Annotated in this window: 17 protein-coding genes; 9 read left to right on the forward strand and 8 right to left on the reverse strand. The window is 36.9% G+C overall.

Features of this window, described 5'->3' with window-relative positions:
* The first annotated feature begins 278 nt into the window (after positions 1-278).
* From KNQ97_RS08965 to accC, 4 genes are all read left to right on the forward strand, one after another.
* Positions 279-1607 carry a Y-family DNA polymerase gene (locus KNQ97_RS08965; RefSeq protein WP_000652023.1) on the forward strand — a complete coding sequence of 443 codons (1329 nt, stop codon included), beginning with the start codon at positions 279-281 and terminating at the stop codon, positions 1605-1607.
* 235 nt (positions 1608-1842) lie between these two features.
* Entirely contained in the window at positions 1843-2298 is a 456-nt protein-coding gene (aroQ, locus tag KNQ97_RS08970) for a type II 3-dehydroquinate dehydratase (protein ID WP_000099412.1), read from the forward strand.
* A gap of 17 nt (positions 2299-2315) precedes the next feature.
* On the forward strand, positions 2316-2735 hold the full coding sequence (accB, locus tag KNQ97_RS08975) for an acetyl-CoA carboxylase biotin carboxyl carrier protein (protein ID WP_000354611.1): 420 nt from the start codon (positions 2316-2318) through the stop codon (positions 2733-2735).
* A gap of 16 nt (positions 2736-2751) precedes the next feature.
* Positions 2752-4122 carry an acetyl-CoA carboxylase biotin carboxylase subunit gene (accC, locus tag KNQ97_RS08980; RefSeq protein ID WP_000939648.1) on the forward strand — a complete coding sequence of 457 codons (1371 nt, stop codon included), beginning with the start codon at positions 2752-2754 and terminating at the stop codon, positions 4120-4122.
* Positions 4123-4173: 51 nt separating this feature from the next.
* Here accC and KNQ97_RS08985 read toward each other — a convergent pair whose 3' ends face one another.
* From KNQ97_RS08985 to KNQ97_RS08995, 3 genes are all read right to left on the reverse strand, one after another.
* On the reverse strand, positions 4174-4677 hold the full coding sequence (locus KNQ97_RS08985; protein WP_001238660.1) for a hypothetical protein: 504 nt from the start codon (positions 4675-4677) through the stop codon (positions 4174-4176).
* A gap of 147 nt (positions 4678-4824) precedes the next feature.
* On the reverse strand, positions 4825-5991 hold the full coding sequence (locus tag KNQ97_RS08990; protein ID WP_004736559.1) for an MFS transporter: 1167 nt from the start codon (positions 5989-5991) through the stop codon (positions 4825-4827).
* Positions 5992-6274: 283 nt separating this feature from the next.
* Complete coding sequence (locus tag KNQ97_RS08995) at positions 6275-7138, reverse strand: iron-containing redox enzyme family protein (RefSeq protein ID WP_000037356.1); 864 nt, start codon at positions 7136-7138, stop codon at positions 6275-6277.
* Positions 7139-7461: 323 nt separating this feature from the next.
* On the opposite strand from KNQ97_RS08995, the gene KNQ97_RS09000 reads away from it, so the two are divergent.
* The 3 genes from KNQ97_RS09000 to KNQ97_RS09010 all read left to right on the forward strand — a co-directional run bounded on the left by KNQ97_RS09000 (position 7462) and on the right by KNQ97_RS09010 (position 11824).
* Positions 7462-8034 (forward strand): TetR/AcrR family transcriptional regulator, encoded by a 573-nt coding sequence (locus tag KNQ97_RS09000; RefSeq protein WP_000043920.1) that lies wholly within the window; start codon positions 7462-7464, stop codon positions 8032-8034.
* 611 nt (positions 8035-8645) lie between these two features.
* Positions 8646-9986, forward strand: a complete 1341-nt coding sequence (locus KNQ97_RS09005; RefSeq protein WP_253612117.1) for a PepSY domain-containing protein — start codon at positions 8646-8648, stop codon at positions 9984-9986.
* Positions 9987-10150: 164 nt separating this feature from the next.
* Positions 10151-11824, forward strand: a complete 1674-nt coding sequence (locus tag KNQ97_RS09010) for an FMN-binding glutamate synthase family protein (RefSeq protein ID WP_005138719.1) — start codon at positions 10151-10153, stop codon at positions 11822-11824.
* Between the two features lie 41 nt (positions 11825-11865).
* Here KNQ97_RS09010 and KNQ97_RS09015 read toward each other — a convergent pair whose 3' ends face one another.
* The 5 genes from KNQ97_RS09015 to KNQ97_RS09035 form a co-directional block, all read right to left on the reverse strand.
* Positions 11866-12894 carry an alpha/beta hydrolase gene (locus KNQ97_RS09015; RefSeq protein WP_001290023.1) on the reverse strand — a complete coding sequence of 343 codons (1029 nt, stop codon included), beginning with the start codon at positions 12892-12894 and terminating at the stop codon, positions 11866-11868.
* Positions 12894-14024, reverse strand: a complete 1131-nt coding sequence (locus tag KNQ97_RS09020) for a YdcF family protein (RefSeq protein ID WP_001127151.1) — start codon at positions 14022-14024, stop codon at positions 12894-12896. Before KNQ97_RS09020 ends, KNQ97_RS09015 begins: the two co-directional genes overlap by 1 nt.
* A 4-nt stretch (positions 14025-14028) precedes the next feature.
* Positions 14029-15063, reverse strand: coding sequence for a UDP-N-acetylmuramate dehydrogenase (gene murB / locus KNQ97_RS09025; RefSeq protein ID WP_031379632.1), 1035 nt, complete (start codon positions 15061-15063; stop codon positions 14029-14031).
* A 19-nt stretch (positions 15064-15082) separates the two neighbouring features.
* Positions 15083-15586, reverse strand: coding sequence for a low molecular weight protein-tyrosine-phosphatase (locus KNQ97_RS09030; protein ID WP_000388070.1), 504 nt, complete (start codon positions 15584-15586; stop codon positions 15083-15085).
* 300 nt (positions 15587-15886) lie between these two features.
* Complete coding sequence (locus KNQ97_RS09035; protein WP_002010334.1) at positions 15887-17131, reverse strand: lactonase family protein; 1245 nt, start codon at positions 17129-17131, stop codon at positions 15887-15889.
* A gap of 225 nt (positions 17132-17356) precedes the next feature.
* Here KNQ97_RS09035 and KNQ97_RS09040 point away from each other — a divergent pair, with 225 nt between their 5' ends.
* Both KNQ97_RS09040 and KNQ97_RS09045 read left to right on the forward strand, forming a co-directional pair.
* A complete protein-coding gene (locus KNQ97_RS09040) occupies positions 17357-18514 on the forward strand; it encodes an iron-containing alcohol dehydrogenase (protein WP_253612118.1) in 1158 nt (385 codons plus the stop codon).
* Positions 18514-18948 (forward strand): thioesterase family protein, encoded by a 435-nt coding sequence (locus tag KNQ97_RS09045; RefSeq protein WP_000165801.1) that lies wholly within the window; start codon positions 18514-18516, stop codon positions 18946-18948. The genes KNQ97_RS09040 and KNQ97_RS09045 overlap by 1 nt, the downstream gene beginning before the upstream one ends.
* Positions 18949-18956: the final 8 nt, after the last annotated feature.

Genomic DNA, 18956 nt, shown 5'->3' on the forward strand with positions numbered 1-18956 from the left:
AAAGACCCATAAGACAAATGCGTTATACGCATTACTACATTTAAAAGACTCAACTCATCCATTAAATATAGCTCTTATGTTTCCGATCATAACCAATTAAAACTTATCATTTTCAGACATTTCCATATCAATAACTGACATTTCATAGATTTTATCTCCTATCTATAATTTCGACGAACAACTGAAACTCCCCTAGATATCAGCCCGTAATTTTGTTAACTTGATTATGTTACAAATTCAAAATACAGATTTCAGTTAATGAGTAAGGGAATGAAATCATGAAAGATATCTCACACCGTGAAGTTTATGCACTGGTTGATATTAATAATTGCTATGTCAGCTGTGAGCGTCTTTTCAACCCTAAACTCAATGATAAACCTGTAGTTGTTTTATCTAATAACGATGGATGTGTGGTCTCACGTAGTGAAGAGGCAAAACTTTTAGGAATAAAAATGGGAGTACCTTGGTTCCAAATTGAAAAAGATGCTTTACAAGCAGGCGTTCAAGTCTATTCAAGCAACTACACTTTATATGCCGAGATGTCCCGCCGTTTTTTTGCTGTTCTCGGTGAGTTTTTCTCTCCAGATGATTTAGAAGCCTACTCTATAGATGAATGCTTTATTCATCTCACCCCTTACCTCCAATCTATCGATATCTCTGACTACTGCAACAAAGTGAGAAGCACTCTCCTAAAATGGTTAGGCTTACCTTGTTGCATTGGAATTGGATATTCAAAGACACAAGCAAAACTTGCCAATCACTATGCTAAGAAAATTAAAAGTTTTAAAGGAGTATGTAATTTCATCACCTTAGATCCATTAATTATGGAAGACCTCATGCAACAGACATCAGTCAAAGAGGTATGGGGAATCGGCTATCAATTAGTCAAACAGCTACAAAGTTATGAGGTGTACACATGCCTAGACTTAACTTTTGCCAATGAACATCATATGGCAAAGGCATTTTCTGTGGTCATGGCACGCACTATTCGTGAGCTAAAAGGCCAATCCTGTATTCAACTTGATGATCCAGCTATTCCAACGAAACGGATTTTAGCATCACGAAGTTTTGCTCAAGCTTTATCCAGTATTGAGATTATTAAACAAGCACTTATCTTTCACCTTAATCGGGCACATCGCCGTTTAATGAAACAAGAACAACTTTGTGCCTGTGTTCAAGTTATGCTTTATGAAAAAACCGACAAACCACCCTATAAAAAAGCCACATCTCAGGCAATTGGTCTTCATTATGCAACAGATGATTTATGCATACTTACTAAAGCAGCTATGCAGCAAATTGATGTTTTATATAAAGAAAATAAAAGTTACATAAAAATTGGAGTATTATTTTGTGCTCTACACGCACGTCAGCAACATATTGATGATTTATGGCAGCCTCTGGAACTTATTCATCAAAGACAACAATTGATGGAAACTTTAGGTACAGTCCGTAAGCGCTTTGGTAGCCACTATTTACAAGTTGGATATCACTCACGTAATCCATCTTGGCAAATGAAACAATGTCATCGCTCAAAAAATTACCTAACACGCTGGAATGAAATGTTAACGATTGAAGATGCTTATACCCCCGTTACACAAAATACATGAACTGTTTTTGTCAATTCGGTTTAAAATAAGCTCCGTTAAATTACTAGAAATTTTGTCATTTTTTAACATTGCTAATTCGTCGCAAAATTTACAATATATAAGCCGAATTTGGTGTACCCTTTCTGCGACAATTAAAAGAAATTATAAAAAACTTGTAGAAACATATGCCATAATAAGCAAACTTTGCAGACATCTTGCAAAGATTATTTGCAACTTTAGAGCTGGAGCAATCTGAATGAGTTCGACCATTTTGGTAATTCATGGACCGAATTTGAATTTGCTGGGAAAACGCGAACCAGAAGTATATGGTCATCTTACCCTAGACAATATCAACCAACAACTTATTGCTCAAGCTGAACAAGCCTCAATTACACTAGATACTTTTCAAAGCAACTGGGAAGGTGCCATTGTTGACCGTATTCATCAGGCACAAACAGAAGGCGTAAAACTGATTATTATTAACCCTGCTGCCCTCACTCACACTTCAGTTGCTTTACGCGATGCCTTACTTGGCGTTGCCATTCCCTTTATTGAAGTACATTTATCAAATGTTCACGCACGTGAAGCTTTCAGACATCACTCTTATTTATCAGACAAAGCAATTGGCGTGATTTGTGGTCTAGGCGCAAAAGGTTATAGCTTTGCACTCGATTACGCTATTGAAAAAATTCAACCATCTAACCCAAACTAGTTCAGGAATAGTCGCCCATGGATATCCGCAAAATTAAGAAACTCATCGATTTAATGATTGAGTCTGACTTGCAAGCGATTGAAGTTAAAGAAGGTGATCAATCGATCGCTTTAACTCGTCGCAATCCTGTCGTTGCTGCGGCTGGTGTAGCACTTCCGGCAGCTCCTGTTGCTGAAGCACCTGTTGCAAAAACACCACGTGGAGCAGTTGAAACTTCTCCTATGGTTGGTGTGTTCTATGCTGCTCCAAGCCCAGGCGAAGCACCATTTGTTAAAGTAGGTCAAACAGTATCTGCTGGTGAGACTTTGGGTATTATTGAAGCAATGAAAATCATGAACCCGATTGAAGCAACTCAAAGCGGTGTGATTGAAGAAATTTTAGTGAAAAATGGTGAAGTGATCCAATTCGGTCAACCTTTATTCCGTTATCGCGCGTAATACCCCGGGGACATCTATGTTGCAAAAAGTTTTAATTGCAAACCGTGGTGAAATCGCTTTACGAATTACCCGGGCTTGCAAAACATTAGGAATCAAAACTGTTGGTATCTATTCAGATGCCGATAAAGATTTGATGCATTTACGTTTCGTTGATGAAGCAGTATGTATTGGTCCGGGTGCAAGTAGTGACAGCTATTTAAACATCCCGGCAATTATTACTGCTGCAGAAATTACTGGTGCTGATGCAATTCACCCAGGCTATGGCTTCCTTTCGGAAAATGCCGAGTTTGCTGAAATTGTAGAAAGCTCAGGCTTCACATTTATTGGCCCTCGCCCAGAACATATTCGTTTAATGGGTAACAAGGTTTCTGCAATTGTTGCAATGAAAAAAGCTGGTGTACCTACAGTACCTGGTTGTGACCATGCAGTAACCATCCACAACGCTTTAGCTGAAGCTAAAGAAATCGGCTTCCCGCTTATTGTTAAAGCGGCAGCTGGTGGTGGTGGTCGTGGTATGCGTATTGTTGAACGCGTAGATACATTACTTGAGTCAGTTCAAGCAGCTCAACGTGATGCAGAAATGTGGTTCGGCGATGATACCGTATACATGGAACGCTTCTTACAAAAACCTCGCCATGTCGAAGTTCAAGTTTTGGGTGATGGTAATGGCCACGCGATTCATTTATATGACCGTGACTGTTCATTACAACGTCGTCACCAAAAAGTGTTAGAAGAAGCTCCTGCGCCAAATCTACCGGAACAAGCACGTGCTGATATTTTACAAGCCTGTGTACACGCATGTCAGTTAATGCAATATCGTGGTGCTGGTACGTTTGAATTCTTATTTGAAGATGGTGAATTCTTCTTCATTGAAATGAATACTCGTGTTCAGGTTGAGCACCCTGTAACTGAAATGGTGACTGGTGTTGACATTATTGAGCAGCAATTACGTATTGCAGCTGGTTTAGGCCTAGAGCTTCAACAAGAAGATATTGAAGTTCGTGGTCATGCCATTGAATGTCGTATCAATGCCGAAGATCCAACAACATTCTTACCTTCACCAGGTAAAATTGAAAGTTTCTATGCACCAGGCGGTGCGGGTATTCGTTTAGATTCTCATATCTATCCTGGATATAGCATTCCGCCATATTACGATTCAATGATTGCAAAATTGATTGCTCATGGTAAAGATCGTGAAACTTCACTTGCCCGCATGCGTCAAGCGTTAGATGAAATGATTCTTACAGGAATTAAAACCAATATTCCTTTACATAAAGATCTTATTTTGCAGGATAAAAACTTCTGTTCTCAAGCAATGGACATCCATTACCTTGAAAAACACTTGTTAAAGCAAGTGGAAGAAGAAAAGAAAGCTGAAACTGCATAATATGCTTCATATAAAAAAGCCTCTTAAATAAGAGGCTTTTTTATAATTTGTTTATGGCAACATTCGGCGTAAAGTTGCGAAACATTGCTCACCCTTAGCCGTTGAGCAGAAATTAATAGTATGGTCATTTTTCCATTGCACGAAATATTGAGAAATATCACCTGTCTGATCTTGCTTCTGACCAGAACAATCTACTTTATTATTATCAAACTTAATTTGCATTACTAAAGCCGATAGCTGCTCTTTAGGGTCATCAGATGGCTGATATTCATAAATACCGTATGACCACTCTTCACCACTTTTAATCACCACATCGTTACTACTGCGGAAATTATAATACTCTACACATTTTTTATTATTTGGAATCTCCATTCCCCATAATCCCATAATTTCAGGACGCGTAACAATACGTATAGCATTAGGATTACTTGCAGTGCGAACAGGTTGTGCTGTTGGCTGTTGAGTCGCTGTCTCAGCCATAGCAAAACCAGAACAAGCCAATAATAATCCCATAATATAAATATTTTTCATAGATTTATTAATCATTAAACGCATGAGTTTAAGTTAGCACATTTTTTTAGAAAAACATTGTTTCATAACCATATAAAAACAATATTTTTCAACCGTAACGAACCGATACTTCTCATCAAACAATTTCTATCTTTAACTCGGTATTCCTAACAATTTTTATCACTATTTAATCTAAGAAACTGACTTTTCAATTTGTTTAGGTAACCAATAGACAAAGCACAAACCAAATAGAACCACTAAAGCAGCGATCATAAAAATATGCTCACCCGTAAGAATTTTCCAGTAATGACCAGCCAAAATACTTCCGAACGCCACTCCAAGTCCCCACATGGTGCTATAAAAAGCCTGACCTCGACCTTGCTGCCCTATTGAAAAGTTTTGAAAGATAAGCCGCATTGCGATGAGATGAAATAAGCCAAAACTAAAGGCGTGTAGGCACTGTGCAAATAGCTGACCTATGAAATAGTGAGAGAAAATAGCAACTAATAACCAGCGTATACTTGTCAAAATCAAACATACTGCTACAAGGCTACGCCAAGAAAAATATTTAAAAAACGTAGTTGCATATGCAAACATCACAATTTCAGAAACCACGCCCATAGCCCATAAAAAGCCAATTTCCGTTGTACTAAAATTTAACGATTTCAGAAAATTGCTATAGAAGCTATAAAAAGGTGCATGTGAAAAAAGAAGAATAAACTCAATTGTGAAAAAAGCAGCAACTTCAGGACGTTTCAGCACAGGCAATAAAGGTTCTAAATGCTTTTGTGAAGTTGGGGCCCCTTCTGGTTCACGTATTGTAAATGCCCAAATAAATGCTAAGGAGGCAATGATAAGCAATAATATAGGCAACATTGAAATCGGAATGATTTCTAAAATTGCCCCTATTGTAAATACACCGACAATAAACCCAACTGATCCCCATTTTCGAATCTTGCCATAAAGTTTCGCCCTTTGGTCTCCTAACCAAAATAAAGTTACTCCTTCAAATTGAGCTAAAATAGCATTTTGGAAAAAACTAAAAATAAGCATCAATAAAGCAACTGACTGAAAAGTATTAGGAATTATAAAAATAGCCAACCATATACATGCCTCCATCCATGTGGCAATCCGCACTAATAGCATTCTTTTACCGGATTTATCGGCGATCCAGCCCCAAACCAAAGGGGCAAAGAAGCGCGTCACAATAGCAATAGAAGATAAAATACCTATCTCTTGATAATTAAACCCCTGATCTTGGAGATATAAGTTCCAATACGGCATAAATGTGCCAACAATGGAATAATAAAAGAAGTAGAATCCGCCTAATCTGGTTTGGATTGTAAATGGTGGGAACAAGACGTGAACCTTTGTATTTTCAATAGGTTAAAAATTTTAGATAGCTGTATATGAATGTATTCATTTGCTCACACTTATAGGATGCATGTTTTTAAGCCCCATACATATCCACTTACTGACTTTCGTAATTCTATCATTTCCCACAGATGCAAATAATGTATTAAATGAAATACTTCAGGTTATTAGTTTATAGATGGGCTGGATTTAAAGTATTAAAAAAGCCTATTCATATATGAATAGGCTTTTAGTTTTTATCAATTATTCGTCTTACTATGAATACAAGTTATGCTAACTTCTTTGCTTCTAAATAGTGAATATCAGCAATTTGTGCATCCCAAAACTCATTCCATAAAGCACAATAATCCATACAAAGCGTTGTTAAGCTCTCATAGTCTTCTTTAGTTATTGCTTGCGCTAACGCAAACCAGAGATCATCTTCATGATCATCATCTGCTGCTTCTGAGGTTTCGTCAGTAGATACCCCATGAACATGGTAATAGCCGCCACCTTCAACATCCACGCCAATGGCTTTAGTCGCTTCACGAAGTGGTGGGCTAAAAAGAATCACTTCTTCTTCCGCCACTGCAAGTAAAGCAACTACTTTAATATAACTATCATAAGATGATTCTAGAAAATTTCTTACCTGATCTGCAATTTTTGAAGGTTGATACTCTCTACGGTCCTTCTCACTCAAACCATAATCATTTAATAAATCTTCATATAAAGGATAATGTGCATACTCTGGATTACCTAGATAATAATTGTCTGGGTCTGTTCCTGGTCTAAAACCAAATTCATCAAGTACATTTAAACTTAATAAAACACGTGGAAACATTTTAGCTCCAGAATGGAGTTTAGGCTCCAATTGTTTTGTCTGGAACTGGGCCATTAATAAGGCATCAGTAAAGATCTGAACAATCGCATGACGATATTCTAAATGAATTCTTGTTAAAGTGAATTTATCAAGCAATCCATTATTTAAAACTTCGATCGCCGGATGTTTACATACTGGTAATTCAGCAATTCTCGCTCTTAATTGTTTGAGAAATTTTAGATTTTCTTCCCACTGTTCTGTAGGAATACTATTCTTCATCCCCAGTAATGCCTTTTGTCTTGGATTATCGAAATCTTCAAATTTTTTTGACATAATCATTCTCAATAACAAATTAATTCTTATAGTTAGGTTATGAGTTCCCCATTATTTTAATCGTGCATTCATTTGCTACTAAATAAAATTGTATACTCATCCCTAAACAATTTGATATTAGGTTTATTATTACTACAAATCAATGGATAATTTAATGAATTTTTTTAATGAATCAAATAACAATTAATATCGAAAAATACTATTTTTTTAGGCTCTCACATGTTGTATTACATTAGCGTTTTCAATATGATTAAACTGACTTTTGCCAGAGCACTAGCCTTAAAAAAGAAACGGATTTCAAAAGATTTACTACGGGGAAATCGATGTCAAAAAGAGACACTATTATAAAAACAGCAACTGCCCTTTTTAATGAAAAAAGCTATAACTCTATTGGAGTGGACAGAATTATTGCTGAATCCAATGTTGCAAAGATGACATTCTACAAGTATTTTCCTTCAAAGGAAAAGCTAATAGAATCATGCCTTTACAAAAGGAATTCTGATATACAGTCTGCTATATTAGAAAGAATCAATATCAATGACCTACCTTTAGTTCAACTCAGAAGCTTATTTAATTGGTATATTGATTGGATTTACACAGAAGACTTTAATGGATGCTTATTTAAAAAGGCAACTATGGAAGTAGTACAACTTTACCCATCCGTTAAAAATCCTATTAATGAATATAGAGAATGGCTCTATGAGCTTGTTTTTTCTATTTTAATTAAAATTCAGGTAGAAGACGCAGCTGCATTAACCAATCTATTTCTTAATATCCTCGATGGAGTTATTAATGATGGAACAATTGATAAAAATTTAATTAATGCTGAAAAAACTTGGTCTTATATTAAAAAAATAATCGATCTTGAGAAAATTGAGGAATTAGTCGCTATTTAATTTAATAACATTGAAATACTAGACTAAAAAACAAGAGTGTATACTTTTGTTTTTTAGTCTAAAAGCTTCATTTAAAAATTTTATTAAGCACTAAATATTATAAAAATTAATAAGATAATTTTTCTTAAAATATTAACCAATAGAATTAGTAACAATATAAAACTCTCTCAAAAAGCTTAGACATAAACCATTAATATCCATAAAAGAGTTCTTACTCATTAGCTGTATTCACTCAAACCAACATCATAAATCTATTGGTACTAGAATAAATTAAGAAATTATAATTACTAAGAAATAAATCATAGGCTATTTAGTTTCTCTAGATAAATTAAAAGAATAATATTTAAAACAAACTTAACAATAAAAATTTTTCTATAAAGTGCTTTTTCATAAATATCTATACTAAATATTGTATTGATCATATGAGCTGTGTATTCAGAGAGCAAAATTTACGAGATATTTCTTAACACCAAGCCACAGCATTGCTAGCAATTTAGCACAATGATACTTTAGAAAATCTACAATCAAGCTGGCCAATGAAAAGTGCAATTTCAAAATACAATTTAAAGTAGATATACTTCACGACAAAGTTTGCTCGATATCTCTTTAAAATGTCCCCTACTTCTAGCTTTTGGCGTAGTCTCTTCCGTCTCATACATATTTATGCCGGTATTTTTATTGCCCCATTTATATTTGTTGCCGCATTTACTGGCTTACTATATGCAATTACGCCTCAGTTAGAGCAATTCATCTATAAAGATGCATTAAATGTTCAGCCTTTAAATAAGGAGATACACCCCCTAAGCCAGCAGATTGAAAGCGCAAGAAAAGTCATGCCTGCAACTGCAAAAATTACAGAAGTCAGACCATCACCAAGCCCTGTGCAAACTACGCGGGTTATTTTTTCCGATCATACACACCATCTAAATAATGAAGCCATTTTTATTGATCCTTATACGCTTTCTGTAAAAGGACAACTTGCTGTGTATGGAACCAGTGGCGTATTACCGTTACGTACATTCTTAGATCAATTACACAGCAATTTATTATTAGGAAAATGGGGACGTTTTTATAGTGAACTTGCTGCAAGTTGGCTTGGTTTTTTAACTTTAAGTGGGCTATACAGTTGGTGGAAGCGTCGCTCAAACTTCAAAAACAGACAAACAAATAAAAATCACTTATTAAAATGGCATAGTTCTATTGGGTTAGCTTTACTACCACTTTTATTGTTCATTGCGATTACTGGTCTTACATGGTCTCAATGGGCTGGTGATAATATTCGTATTGCCCGTCAATGGTTAAACTGGCAAACACCAACATTGACCACCTCACTAAATCAGATTTCATTGCCAGAAATGTCTCATCATGAACATCACGAAATGATCATGGAAACGCCAAATTTAGACATCATGCCAGCTGAATTCGATTCTGTATTAGCAATTGCTCGAGCAAATGGGATTAATTCAACAGAAATACAAATCAAACCGCCAGTTGCTGCGAACCAAGCTTGGACTGTTGCGGAAATACAGCGCAAATGGCCCACACAAGCAGATAGTATTGCGATTGATATACATGAACACAAGGTAATCGATAAACTCGCTTTTAAAGATTATTCATTAGTTGCAAAACTTACACGCTGGGGAGTTGATGCACATATTGGGGTACTATTCGGTTGGGTCAATCAATTGATTCTGGTTCTGTATGCGCTCGGGCTATGTATAATGATTGTTTATGCATATAAAGCTTGGTTTAAAACCTCCAATGTAAAACTTACGACCCATCATTTTATTAACCAAACTTTGTTCGTATGGAAACATGCAACTACACAACAAAGAATAATTACGATATTAATGCTTGCTGCTCTAGGGCTGAGTTTACCTATTTTTGGATTTAGCTTAGTCATCACCTTATTTATTTTGCTCATAAAAAAACAGCTCCCTCTTAAAGCTTAATAAAGCTCTGGTCTTTGCCAACTCATCAGCTTTTCGTATTAGGGAGATGATCAGTTGGTAAAAGATTAAATGAATAAAATACCGGTTAAACAATTCCCTACTTGTAGTTTTGGCTGCTTCTTGGCAAGGTATGTGCCAGTAAAACATTAGGAATTTGTTCACATATGGCGAGTCCGGCACAAATCATTCGACATAAATTTCTCAATACATTCTTTTCACGCCACTCTATTTGGTTCTTGTGTATTTTTACTGCACTCACAATCACGTGGTTTAGAACCGTATATACACCTCATAGTATTTATTATTTTATTTCGGATACTTTACTCAACGGTTTATGGGTCGTCAGTGGCGCATTAAGCTTATTAGGTCTATATGATGTCTTACAAAATAGACATTCAATCTTAAGAAATTACCCGATTATGGGCCATTTCCGTTTTTTATTTGAAGATATACGCCCTGAAATTCGCCAATACTTTATTGAAGCGGATCAAGATGCCCTTCCTTTCTCGCGTATGCAAAGAAGTTTGGTTTATCAACGTGCTAAAAATGAGAATGCAGATAAACCTTTTGGATCAATTATTGATGTCTATCAAGAAGATTATCGCTTTATTGTTCATTCCATTAGTCCATGTCCACCAGCGGATCCTAAGAGTTTCCGTATTCAAATTGGTAATACCCAATGCCTTCAACCTTATAGTGCATCCATTATGAATATCTCTGCCATGAGCTTTGGTAGTTTAAGTGCGAATGCAATACGTGCATTAAACAAAGGAGCACAATTAGGCGGTTTTTATCACGATACCGGTGAAGGTAGTCTCAGCCCATATCACTTAGAAAATGGTGGTGATATTGTTTGGCAAATTGCCAGTGGATATTTTGGCTGCCGAACTTTAGACGGAAAATTTGATGAACAGAAGTTTGCTAAGCAGTCTCAATTGCCACAAATCAAAATGATTGAGCTTAAGCTTTCGCAAGGGGCTAAACCGGGCCATGGCGGTATTTTACCTAAACATAAGATTACTGCTGAAATTGCCGAGATCCGTGGTGTTTCCCGTGACCATGATTGTATCTCTCCTGCGAAGCATTCAAGCTTTTCGACACCAATTGAAATGATGCATTTCTTACAGAAGTTGCGAACTTTATCTGGTGGTAAACCGGTAGGTTTCAAACTGTGTATTGGTCAACCTTGGCAGTTTATGAGTATTGTAAAAGCAATGCTTGAAACAAAAATTGTGCCTGATTTTATTGTAGTTGATGGTTCTGAAGGTGGCACTGGCGCAGCCCCTATTGAGTTTAGTGACTATATCGGAACACCATTACGTGAAGGCCTACGTTTTGTTCATAACACACTTGTAGGTGCTGGCCTAAGAGATCAAGTTAAAATTGGTGCAAGCGGTAAAATTATTAGTGCATTTGATATTGCCAGCACATTTGCACTCGGTGCAGATTGGGTGAACTCAGCACGTGGCTTTATGTTTGCAGTTGGATGTATTCAAGCGCAAAGTTGCCATACAAACCAATGTCCTGTAGGCGTTGCAACCCAAGATAAAGATCGCCAGAAAGCACTCCATGTACCGACCAAAGCAGAACGTGTATTTAATTTCCACAAAAATACATTACATGCATTATCAGAAATGATTGCTGCGGCAGGTTTACGTCATCCATCGGATATTAAAGCTCATCATTTAGCTCAACGGATTAATGACCGTGAAATTAAAAACTATGCTCAATTACACTTCTTCTTAAAAGAAGGTGAGCTTTTACAATCTGAACTGAAAAATGATGATGATAATTTCTATTATCGTATGTGGAATATGGCTGACGCCAATCATTTTTAAATAGTTAAAACTGAAGCTGCCTCTATAGGCAGCTTCAAACTTTAATAATAAAAATGTTTCGGCTTTGCATGTAAAAAGGCTGGAATTAAACCTGTTAAAGCCGCACGAATATCTGCACGTTCGTTAATTAATTGATGGGAACCCTCTTCCAGCATCAATAAGGTTTGAAGCCTAAACTTACGGCGAATAAACTCGATGTTGTAACGCCAGTCTACTGTTTGATCTAATGCCCCTTGTGCAAGCCAGACAGGAATACGACAAGCAGGTCGCTCTTCCATTTCCTGCATCCATTTTGACATTGCCAAAATCCAGTCCATGCCCATCATGCGTGGCTGCAATGGATCTTTTAAACGAATAAATCTTAAAAATTCAGGATTATGGTTATTCCGTCTAAAGTGTCGAGGCACTTGACGCTTAATACGACGAATAATGCCTAGACCTACCGGATTATGCCACCATGCTGTTTTAGCAGGTCGAATTAATGGTGAAAGCAATAAAACCCTATCGACGATTGGGTCTTGTCTTTTTTCTGCATACTCAAGCAAGTGATGCATCCAGATTGCCCCACCCGTACTTTGACCAATACCTACCCATGGTTTCGGTAATTGATCAGCATGTTTGACATATTGATAAACCGCCATCAAAACTTGTTGATAATGGTCAAAATTTTGAATACTTGCAGGTGAACCATTACTCAAACCATGACCAGGTAAGTCGTAGGTAATAACACTAAAACCTTGTTCGAGTATTTCGCGAATAATGGGTTGATAAATTCCGCTATGCTCCAGATAACCATGCAATAAACATACGGTTCCTTGGATTTTGTCTAATTTAGGTTTAAAAACTTGGACATGCAGACGAAATAAAGGCATTTGGACATAGCCTTGCCAATGCTCACAGTCCAGTAAATGTAAACCGTATAATTTACGGTATGCTAAAAGCTCGCGAGAAGGCTCTTCTAAGGTATTTAAATTGAGTGGGCTTAAAACTTGCGGAGTGAGTTCACGGTTCGGAACCGGTAAATCTAATTGTTTTAATACGGCAGGATTGAGAAATGGAATCTCAGACATTAAGGCACCTCTCGACAATCACTTGAACCAAATAACATGTCACGAATTGTCGCAAGTAATTCATAATTTGCACGACGACTATGATCGTAGTTTTGTATACTCGGTTGCCAACGTGTAAGCGGTGTTGGCATTGGAGCAGTAACAGGAATAGTCTCTATCCCATTTAAAGCAAATAAACGGCGCGTACGTGGCATATGATATTCATCTGTGACCAACATAACTGTAGGCGCACCACCTTTCTTTTGAAGTAACAATGAACTAAAGCGAGTATTCTCACAGGTATTCATACTGCGCTTTTCTAATAATTTTGCATCTACCCCACGTGCTTTCAACCATGCTTGCATATAAGGGGCTTCAACTCCACTTAGTACGATAGGTAGATGGTTTTTCTTTTCAACTTCTAAGGTTTTTTCTAGTCTTAACCGCGTATAGCTGTTAACTACAATATCTTTGCCATTTTTATCTAAAGTTAAACCACCGCCCAATACTACAATCGCATAAGGTTCTGATAACTTTTTAGGTTGAGCAGGCAGAGGGTTTTTACGAACATATTCAACTTTCTGCTCAGGCTCACTCGCCGCTTTTTGATGCTCAGGCACTACAGGTTTTCTTGCTAAAAACTCCGTATATTGCTCTGTAAGGGCTTTATTTTCAGAACTATTAATAGAAAGTGCTGCATCGATAGGACTACTTGCTTCATCGGCCGCATCAATTTCTGAGTTTTTCGCAACCAAAGGAACACTCACAGCCGTCGTTTCTTTCTCTTCCTGTAGTTCTTGTTCTTTTTCTTCTAAAAGAATAATTTGCTGCAAAGCCTTATAGTTTTCTTGTATGTAACCCAAATCTGCTGTCTTATTTTCACGTAAAGCATCTTCTGTTAACTTCAAATAAGCCTGACGAGCAATCCATAAATTTGACCCCGGCTCTAAGTTATCATGTTCACTTAATGCTGCTTTTCGCTGGCTTTCCGCAGCCACCTCATTAACATCTACCGGAACAAAATAGTTAAGTCCAGCTACAATAAGTTTTGAATAAAACGGCGAATACAAAAAAATCACGAAACAGCCTAATAGTACAAATAGTACAGTAACTACTTGTACAAAACGTACCATCAAGTGTACTTTTGGCATAAAACTATTCCGTATGATTTTCAATTAAACCTAAATTGTTATAAAGCACAGGCTCTGGTTCTAACATAATTTGGAAACGCTGTTCAACATCATGTTGTACAGCTTGATAAGTTTTCTTTACATCCGCAAGAGATGCATTGGCATAATTCACCAAAACCAAGGCTTGCTTATGGAACATTCCCACTACACCGAGCTGTTTACCTTTCCATCCAGCCTGATCAATTAACCAACCAGCAGCAATTTTAACGTTACCATTAGCCTGAGGATAATGTGGAATTGTTGAGAATTGTGCGATTAATCGTTCAAATTCTTGAGTATTTACAATCGGATTTTTAAAGAAACTTCCTACATTCGGATATTCTTTTGGATCAGGTAATTTACTTTGACGAATATGAATGACCTGATTTTGTAAATTTTCAGCAGTCAGGTTATCTCCTACTGCCTGTTTTAAATCACCGTAATTTAGCTTTAGATTGGCTTGTTTAAGCAGCTTAAAGGTGACATGAGTAATGATGTAACGAGCTGGGTCATCTTTAAAAATGCTATGTCGATAAGAAAAATGACAATCTGCTGCCGAAATTGATCCGGTTTGTTTTAATAGACGGTCATAGACTTGTACCGACTCAATAAACTCACCAACCTCAACACCATAAGCACCAATATTTTGCACTGGTGAAGCACCAACCAAGCCCGGAATAAGTGCCAAGTTCTGCAAGCCAAACCAATTCTGCTTTGTACTATATAAAACGAAATCGTGCCAAACCTGCCCTGCACCGACTTTAACTCGAATAAAATCCTGATCTTCAGATAAAACGTCTATACCCTGAATATCAAGATGAATAACTAAAGCATTAATTTGTTGCGGTAATAGCATGTTACTACCGCCAGATAATACAAGTACATTTAGCTCATGCTCTTTAGCAAAAGCTAAAGCTTCTTCAATATCTTCAATAGATTTGACCTTAGTGTAATGAGAAACTGTAACATCTAAACTTAAAGTATTGAATGGTTTAAGCTGTACTTGATTTTGAATTTGCATTGTATTGAAAAACCTGTTTTTAAACATTCAATTGTTTTTTTAGGATATTAATCCACGCCAACGCACTTGATTCACATTGGTCGAGTACACGTTCAAAGCCCTCATCTCCACCATAGTAAGGGTCAGGCAGAGCTTGTTGTGGATATTGAGGATCATGTTCACTCATTAATGCCACTTTTGCCCGAATTTGATGACTGCCAAATTGGAAGATAGCTCTTTGTAGCAAGTCGTGAATATCATCAAAGTTTTGATGATCCATTGCCAAAATCAAATCAAAATCTAAAAAGTCTTGAGTTGAAAGTTGTCTTGCCCGCAAAGAAGATAAGTCATAACCTCTTTTTTTTGCATGCAATTGGCTACGCTGATCAGGTGCTTTATTTGGATGATAGTTACTTGTTCCAGCTGAATCGACAATGATATTGAGTTGATGCTGATCACAATAATGTCTAAAAACCACTTCAGCCGTGGGAGAACGGCAAATATTTCCTAAACAGACACATAACACCTTATACTGTGCTTCCATTAGAAATTTATTCCAACCACTTAAACTAAAAAATAAATAAGTATTTTACACGCAAAAATCTGCAAAAACCCGACAAAATTATCCATTATTATCAAGTTTGAATTGACCATTGTGACAAGCTCTCATTTTCTCAAAACTCACGCGGCTTGAAAAGTAAAATAAGAGATTTTAAAGGAATTTTCTATGTGCTCAATCCTCAACTCAATCTTGATTGTCTTTCAAGATTGAGTATCTGTAGCAATGAACACTGAAAAATCTAATAGCTTATAAATATTGCAGGATCAGTGTGAGGAAAAATTATTAAAAGAATTTGATATCAGTTGGAGTCGATATTTTAGCTGCATCGCCTAAAGGTTTTAATGAGCCATTTTTGGTATCAAAACGGAATAAGCTAATGTTATTACTATAAACATTCGTCACATACAGATATTTACCTGACTCATCAAATGAAAAAGCACGTGGTTCAATACCATTGGCCTTATAAACTTGCGGTTGACCTAACAGCCCATTCTGTTGGATTTTAAATACCAAAAGTTTGTTATCCGCACCACGATTTGCAGCGATCACATACTTACCATTTGGACTAAGAATAATTCCACTTGCACTCTTGAATTCAGGTGTTTTGTCTTCGTGAACCAGTTTTAGCTCAGCGACTTTTTTCAAATGGCCATCTTGTACGTTAAATGTCACAATTTCACTTCGCATTTCCGCGGTAATGTATGCCTGTTTACCATTTGGTGAAAAGACCATATGACGTGGACCAGAACCATGCTTAAAACTCACATCTCGGCTCTTGTCCGCTTCAAGTGGTTGAGGCTTACTTGGGTTGTAACGAAAAGCATAGACTTTGTCATTTCCAAGATCACTTGCATATAAATACTTACCATCTGGGCTAAAAGTTGTCGAATGGGCATGGCCACTATCCTGACGCCCTTTAACATGACCAGAACCCTCCGAAAAAACAATATTTTGTACCATTTCACCCAAATGTCCATTTGGTAAAATTGGCAAAACAGCGACACCGCCACGTCCTTTATCAAATGCAGAATAATTCGACACAAATAGGAATTTACCATCTAAACTGATAGAGGCATGTGTTGGATGCCCGCCATGACTATTTACCGTGTTCAATACCTCTACCTTTCCGTTTTGAACCGATAATGCCGTTACCGCCCCTTCATTTTCTTCATTAGTGGTATATGCAAAACGGCCATCTTTCGATTTTACAACCCAAGATGGACTTTTCATTTGCAATACCTTAACAGGAGTTAAGGTCCCGTCAGCATTAACTTGTAGCTGGTACAAACCTTCACTGGCTTTTTCTGGTTTTTGCACAAGCGGTGCATCTGGGATAGATGTCCAGGTTCCTACTAAAGCGATTTGTTGTTGTGCTGCGTTTACTGTAGAGCCCCATCCAAATGACAAAAGCGTCAATGATAATGTTGCTGTTAATTTTTGAATTAGCTCACGATACTTAATATTTGCATATCCATTTTTGTCGGTATCCTTGCCGTATCCAGTATTGACATCAGTATCTATTTTCACATGCATATCCTTAAAAAAATTTACCTTATTTGCATTTACCAATAAGGTATTCACAATCTAATTTCATTTAATGATTTTGAAAATTAGTTTATAAAATGCCAATTTTCAAGTGAATTTTCTTTAACTAAATGCAGCTTAAAAGCACAGCTACTTTTAAGAGAATTTGCAGAATGAATCCTATAGAATGCATCTATAATAATTTTCAAAAATAAGGAAATAATGTATATGAGCCATTTTCAGTTTCAGACCGTTCCCAACATTATTTCAGGACTCGGTTCTATACAAGAATTACAGAATGTGTTGGCATCAAAAACTTACCGCAAGTTATTACTGGTAACTGATGCGGGTATGATTAAAAATCAGTTACACCTACCTATTCTTCAAATTTTAGATACTCTTAAAATTGAACATGTCATTTATGCTGATGTTCAAGCCGACCCACCAGAGCAAGTGGTATTAGATGCAGCGAATTATGCTAAACAGCAAAATGTAGATGTTATTGTCGGCTTTGGAGGCGGAAGTTCTTTAGATGTAGCCAAAGTGATTGCCTTACTCGCACATCCTAACCAAACTCAAAACCTACAAGAAATGTACGGGGTAAATCAGGTCAAAACAGCCCGACTTCCACTTATTTTAATTCCCACTACAGCCGGTACTGGCTCGGAAGTGACGCCCATATCCATAGTGACTACAGGTGAAACGACAAAAATGGGAATTGTCTCTCCGGTACTCTATGCCGATACAGCAATTCTTGATGCAACTTTTACTCAAAATCTACCTGCCCATATTACGGCTGCTACAGGTATTGATGCGATGGTCCATGCCATTGAGGCATATACCTCTAAACATAAGAAAAATATTTATACCGATATTTTAGCGAAACACGCTTTGAAGCTGCTGAACCATAACTTACCGAAAGTTCTTAAAAACGGTAATGATTTAGAGGCACGTCAGAACATGCTGTTCGGCTCAATGCTTGCGGGTCAGGCATTTGCAAACTCACCTGTTGCTGCCGTGCATGCTTTAGCCTATCCATTAGGTGGGCATTTTCATTTGTCGCATGGACATACCAATGCTTTGGTGCTCGTTGAAGTACTGAAATTTAATGCGCCCTATGCCAAACAATACTATGCAGAACTTATGCAATGGCTAGACCCATATAGTAACGGTAGCACCGATGGGTTATGTGATCTGTTTATTGACCATATGCAAAATCACTTAGACCGTAGTGGTTTGACTTTAAAACTTAGCGATTTGGGTATTGAAGAGTCTAGCTTACCAAGACTTGCTCAAGATGCCATGTTGCAAACTCGATTACTGCAAAATAATCCACGTGACATGACAGAAGCAACTGCTTTAGCAATTTATCAGGCGATTTATTAATGACTAAACCCGTTTTAAAAACTCGTGATCAATTTAAATTCTTTTTAGATATTCAAACTCGCTGGGCAGATAACGATATTTACGGTCATGTGAATAATGTGACCTACTATAGCTATTTTGATACGGCAGCCAATGCTTTGCTCATCCAGAAAACAGGTTTTGATATTCATGAAGCAAAATCAATTGGTTTAGTCGTTGACTCAGCTTGTAGCTTTTTTCAAGAGTTATCATTTCCAGAAGTTATTCAGGTAGGCGTTGCGATTGGTAAAATTGGAACGACATCTTTACGCTATGAATTGGCAATCTTTAAACAAGGTCAAGACCAAGCCTCAGCTCAAGGACATTTTGTGCATGTGTTTGTTGATCGTGAAACACGCAAGACTGTTCCAATATCCGAGTCAGTCCGTGAAGTTTTAGAGAATTTTTTATTATAAAAAATGAG

Origin of the sequence: Acinetobacter sp. UC24323 (genome assembly GCF_024151445.1) — a bacterium.
Taxonomy (GTDB): domain Bacteria; phylum Pseudomonadota; class Gammaproteobacteria; order Pseudomonadales; family Moraxellaceae; genus Acinetobacter; species Acinetobacter baumannii.

Bases quoted from the DNA above. Each gene is read 5' to 3' on its own strand.
- KNQ97_RS09040 (WP_253612118.1), top strand. From the start codon at position 17,357: ATGAGCCATTTTCAGTTTCAGACCGTTCCCAACATTATTTCAGGACTC.
- KNQ97_RS09045 (WP_000165801.1), top strand. From the start codon at position 18,514: ATGACTAAACCCGTTTTAAAAACTCGTGATCAATTTAAATTCTTTTTA.
- murB (WP_031379632.1), bottom strand. From the start codon at position 15,063: ATGCAAATTCAAAATCAAGTACAGCTTAAACCATTCAATACTTTAAGT.
- KNQ97_RS08985 (WP_001238660.1), bottom strand. From the start codon at position 4,677: ATGCGTTTAATGATTAATAAATCTATGAAAAATATTTATATTATGGGA.
- KNQ97_RS09010 (WP_005138719.1), top strand. From the start codon at position 10,151: ATGGCGAGTCCGGCACAAATCATTCGACATAAATTTCTCAATACATTC.
- KNQ97_RS08965 (WP_000652023.1), top strand. From the start codon at position 279: ATGAAAGATATCTCACACCGTGAAGTTTATGCACTGGTTGATATTAAT.
- KNQ97_RS09020 (WP_001127151.1), bottom strand. From the start codon at position 14,024: ATGCCAAAAGTACACTTGATGGTACGTTTTGTACAAGTAGTTACTGTA.
- aroQ (WP_000099412.1), top strand. From the start codon at position 1,843: ATGAGTTCGACCATTTTGGTAATTCATGGACCGAATTTGAATTTGCTG.
- KNQ97_RS08995 (WP_000037356.1), bottom strand. From the start codon at position 7,138: ATGTCAAAAAAATTTGAAGATTTCGATAATCCAAGACAAAAGGCATTA.
- KNQ97_RS09030 (WP_000388070.1), bottom strand. From the start codon at position 15,586: ATGGAAGCACAGTATAAGGTGTTATGTGTCTGTTTAGGAAATATTTGC.
- KNQ97_RS09005 (WP_253612117.1), top strand. From the start codon at position 8,646: ATGTCCCCTACTTCTAGCTTTTGGCGTAGTCTCTTCCGTCTCATACAT.
- accC (WP_000939648.1), top strand. From the start codon at position 2,752: ATGTTGCAAAAAGTTTTAATTGCAAACCGTGGTGAAATCGCTTTACGA.
- KNQ97_RS09015 (WP_001290023.1), bottom strand. From the start codon at position 12,894: ATGTCTGAGATTCCATTTCTCAATCCTGCCGTATTAAAACAATTAGAT.
- KNQ97_RS09000 (WP_000043920.1), top strand. From the start codon at position 7,462: ATGTCAAAAAGAGACACTATTATAAAAACAGCAACTGCCCTTTTTAAT.
- accB (WP_000354611.1), top strand. From the start codon at position 2,316: ATGGATATCCGCAAAATTAAGAAACTCATCGATTTAATGATTGAGTCT.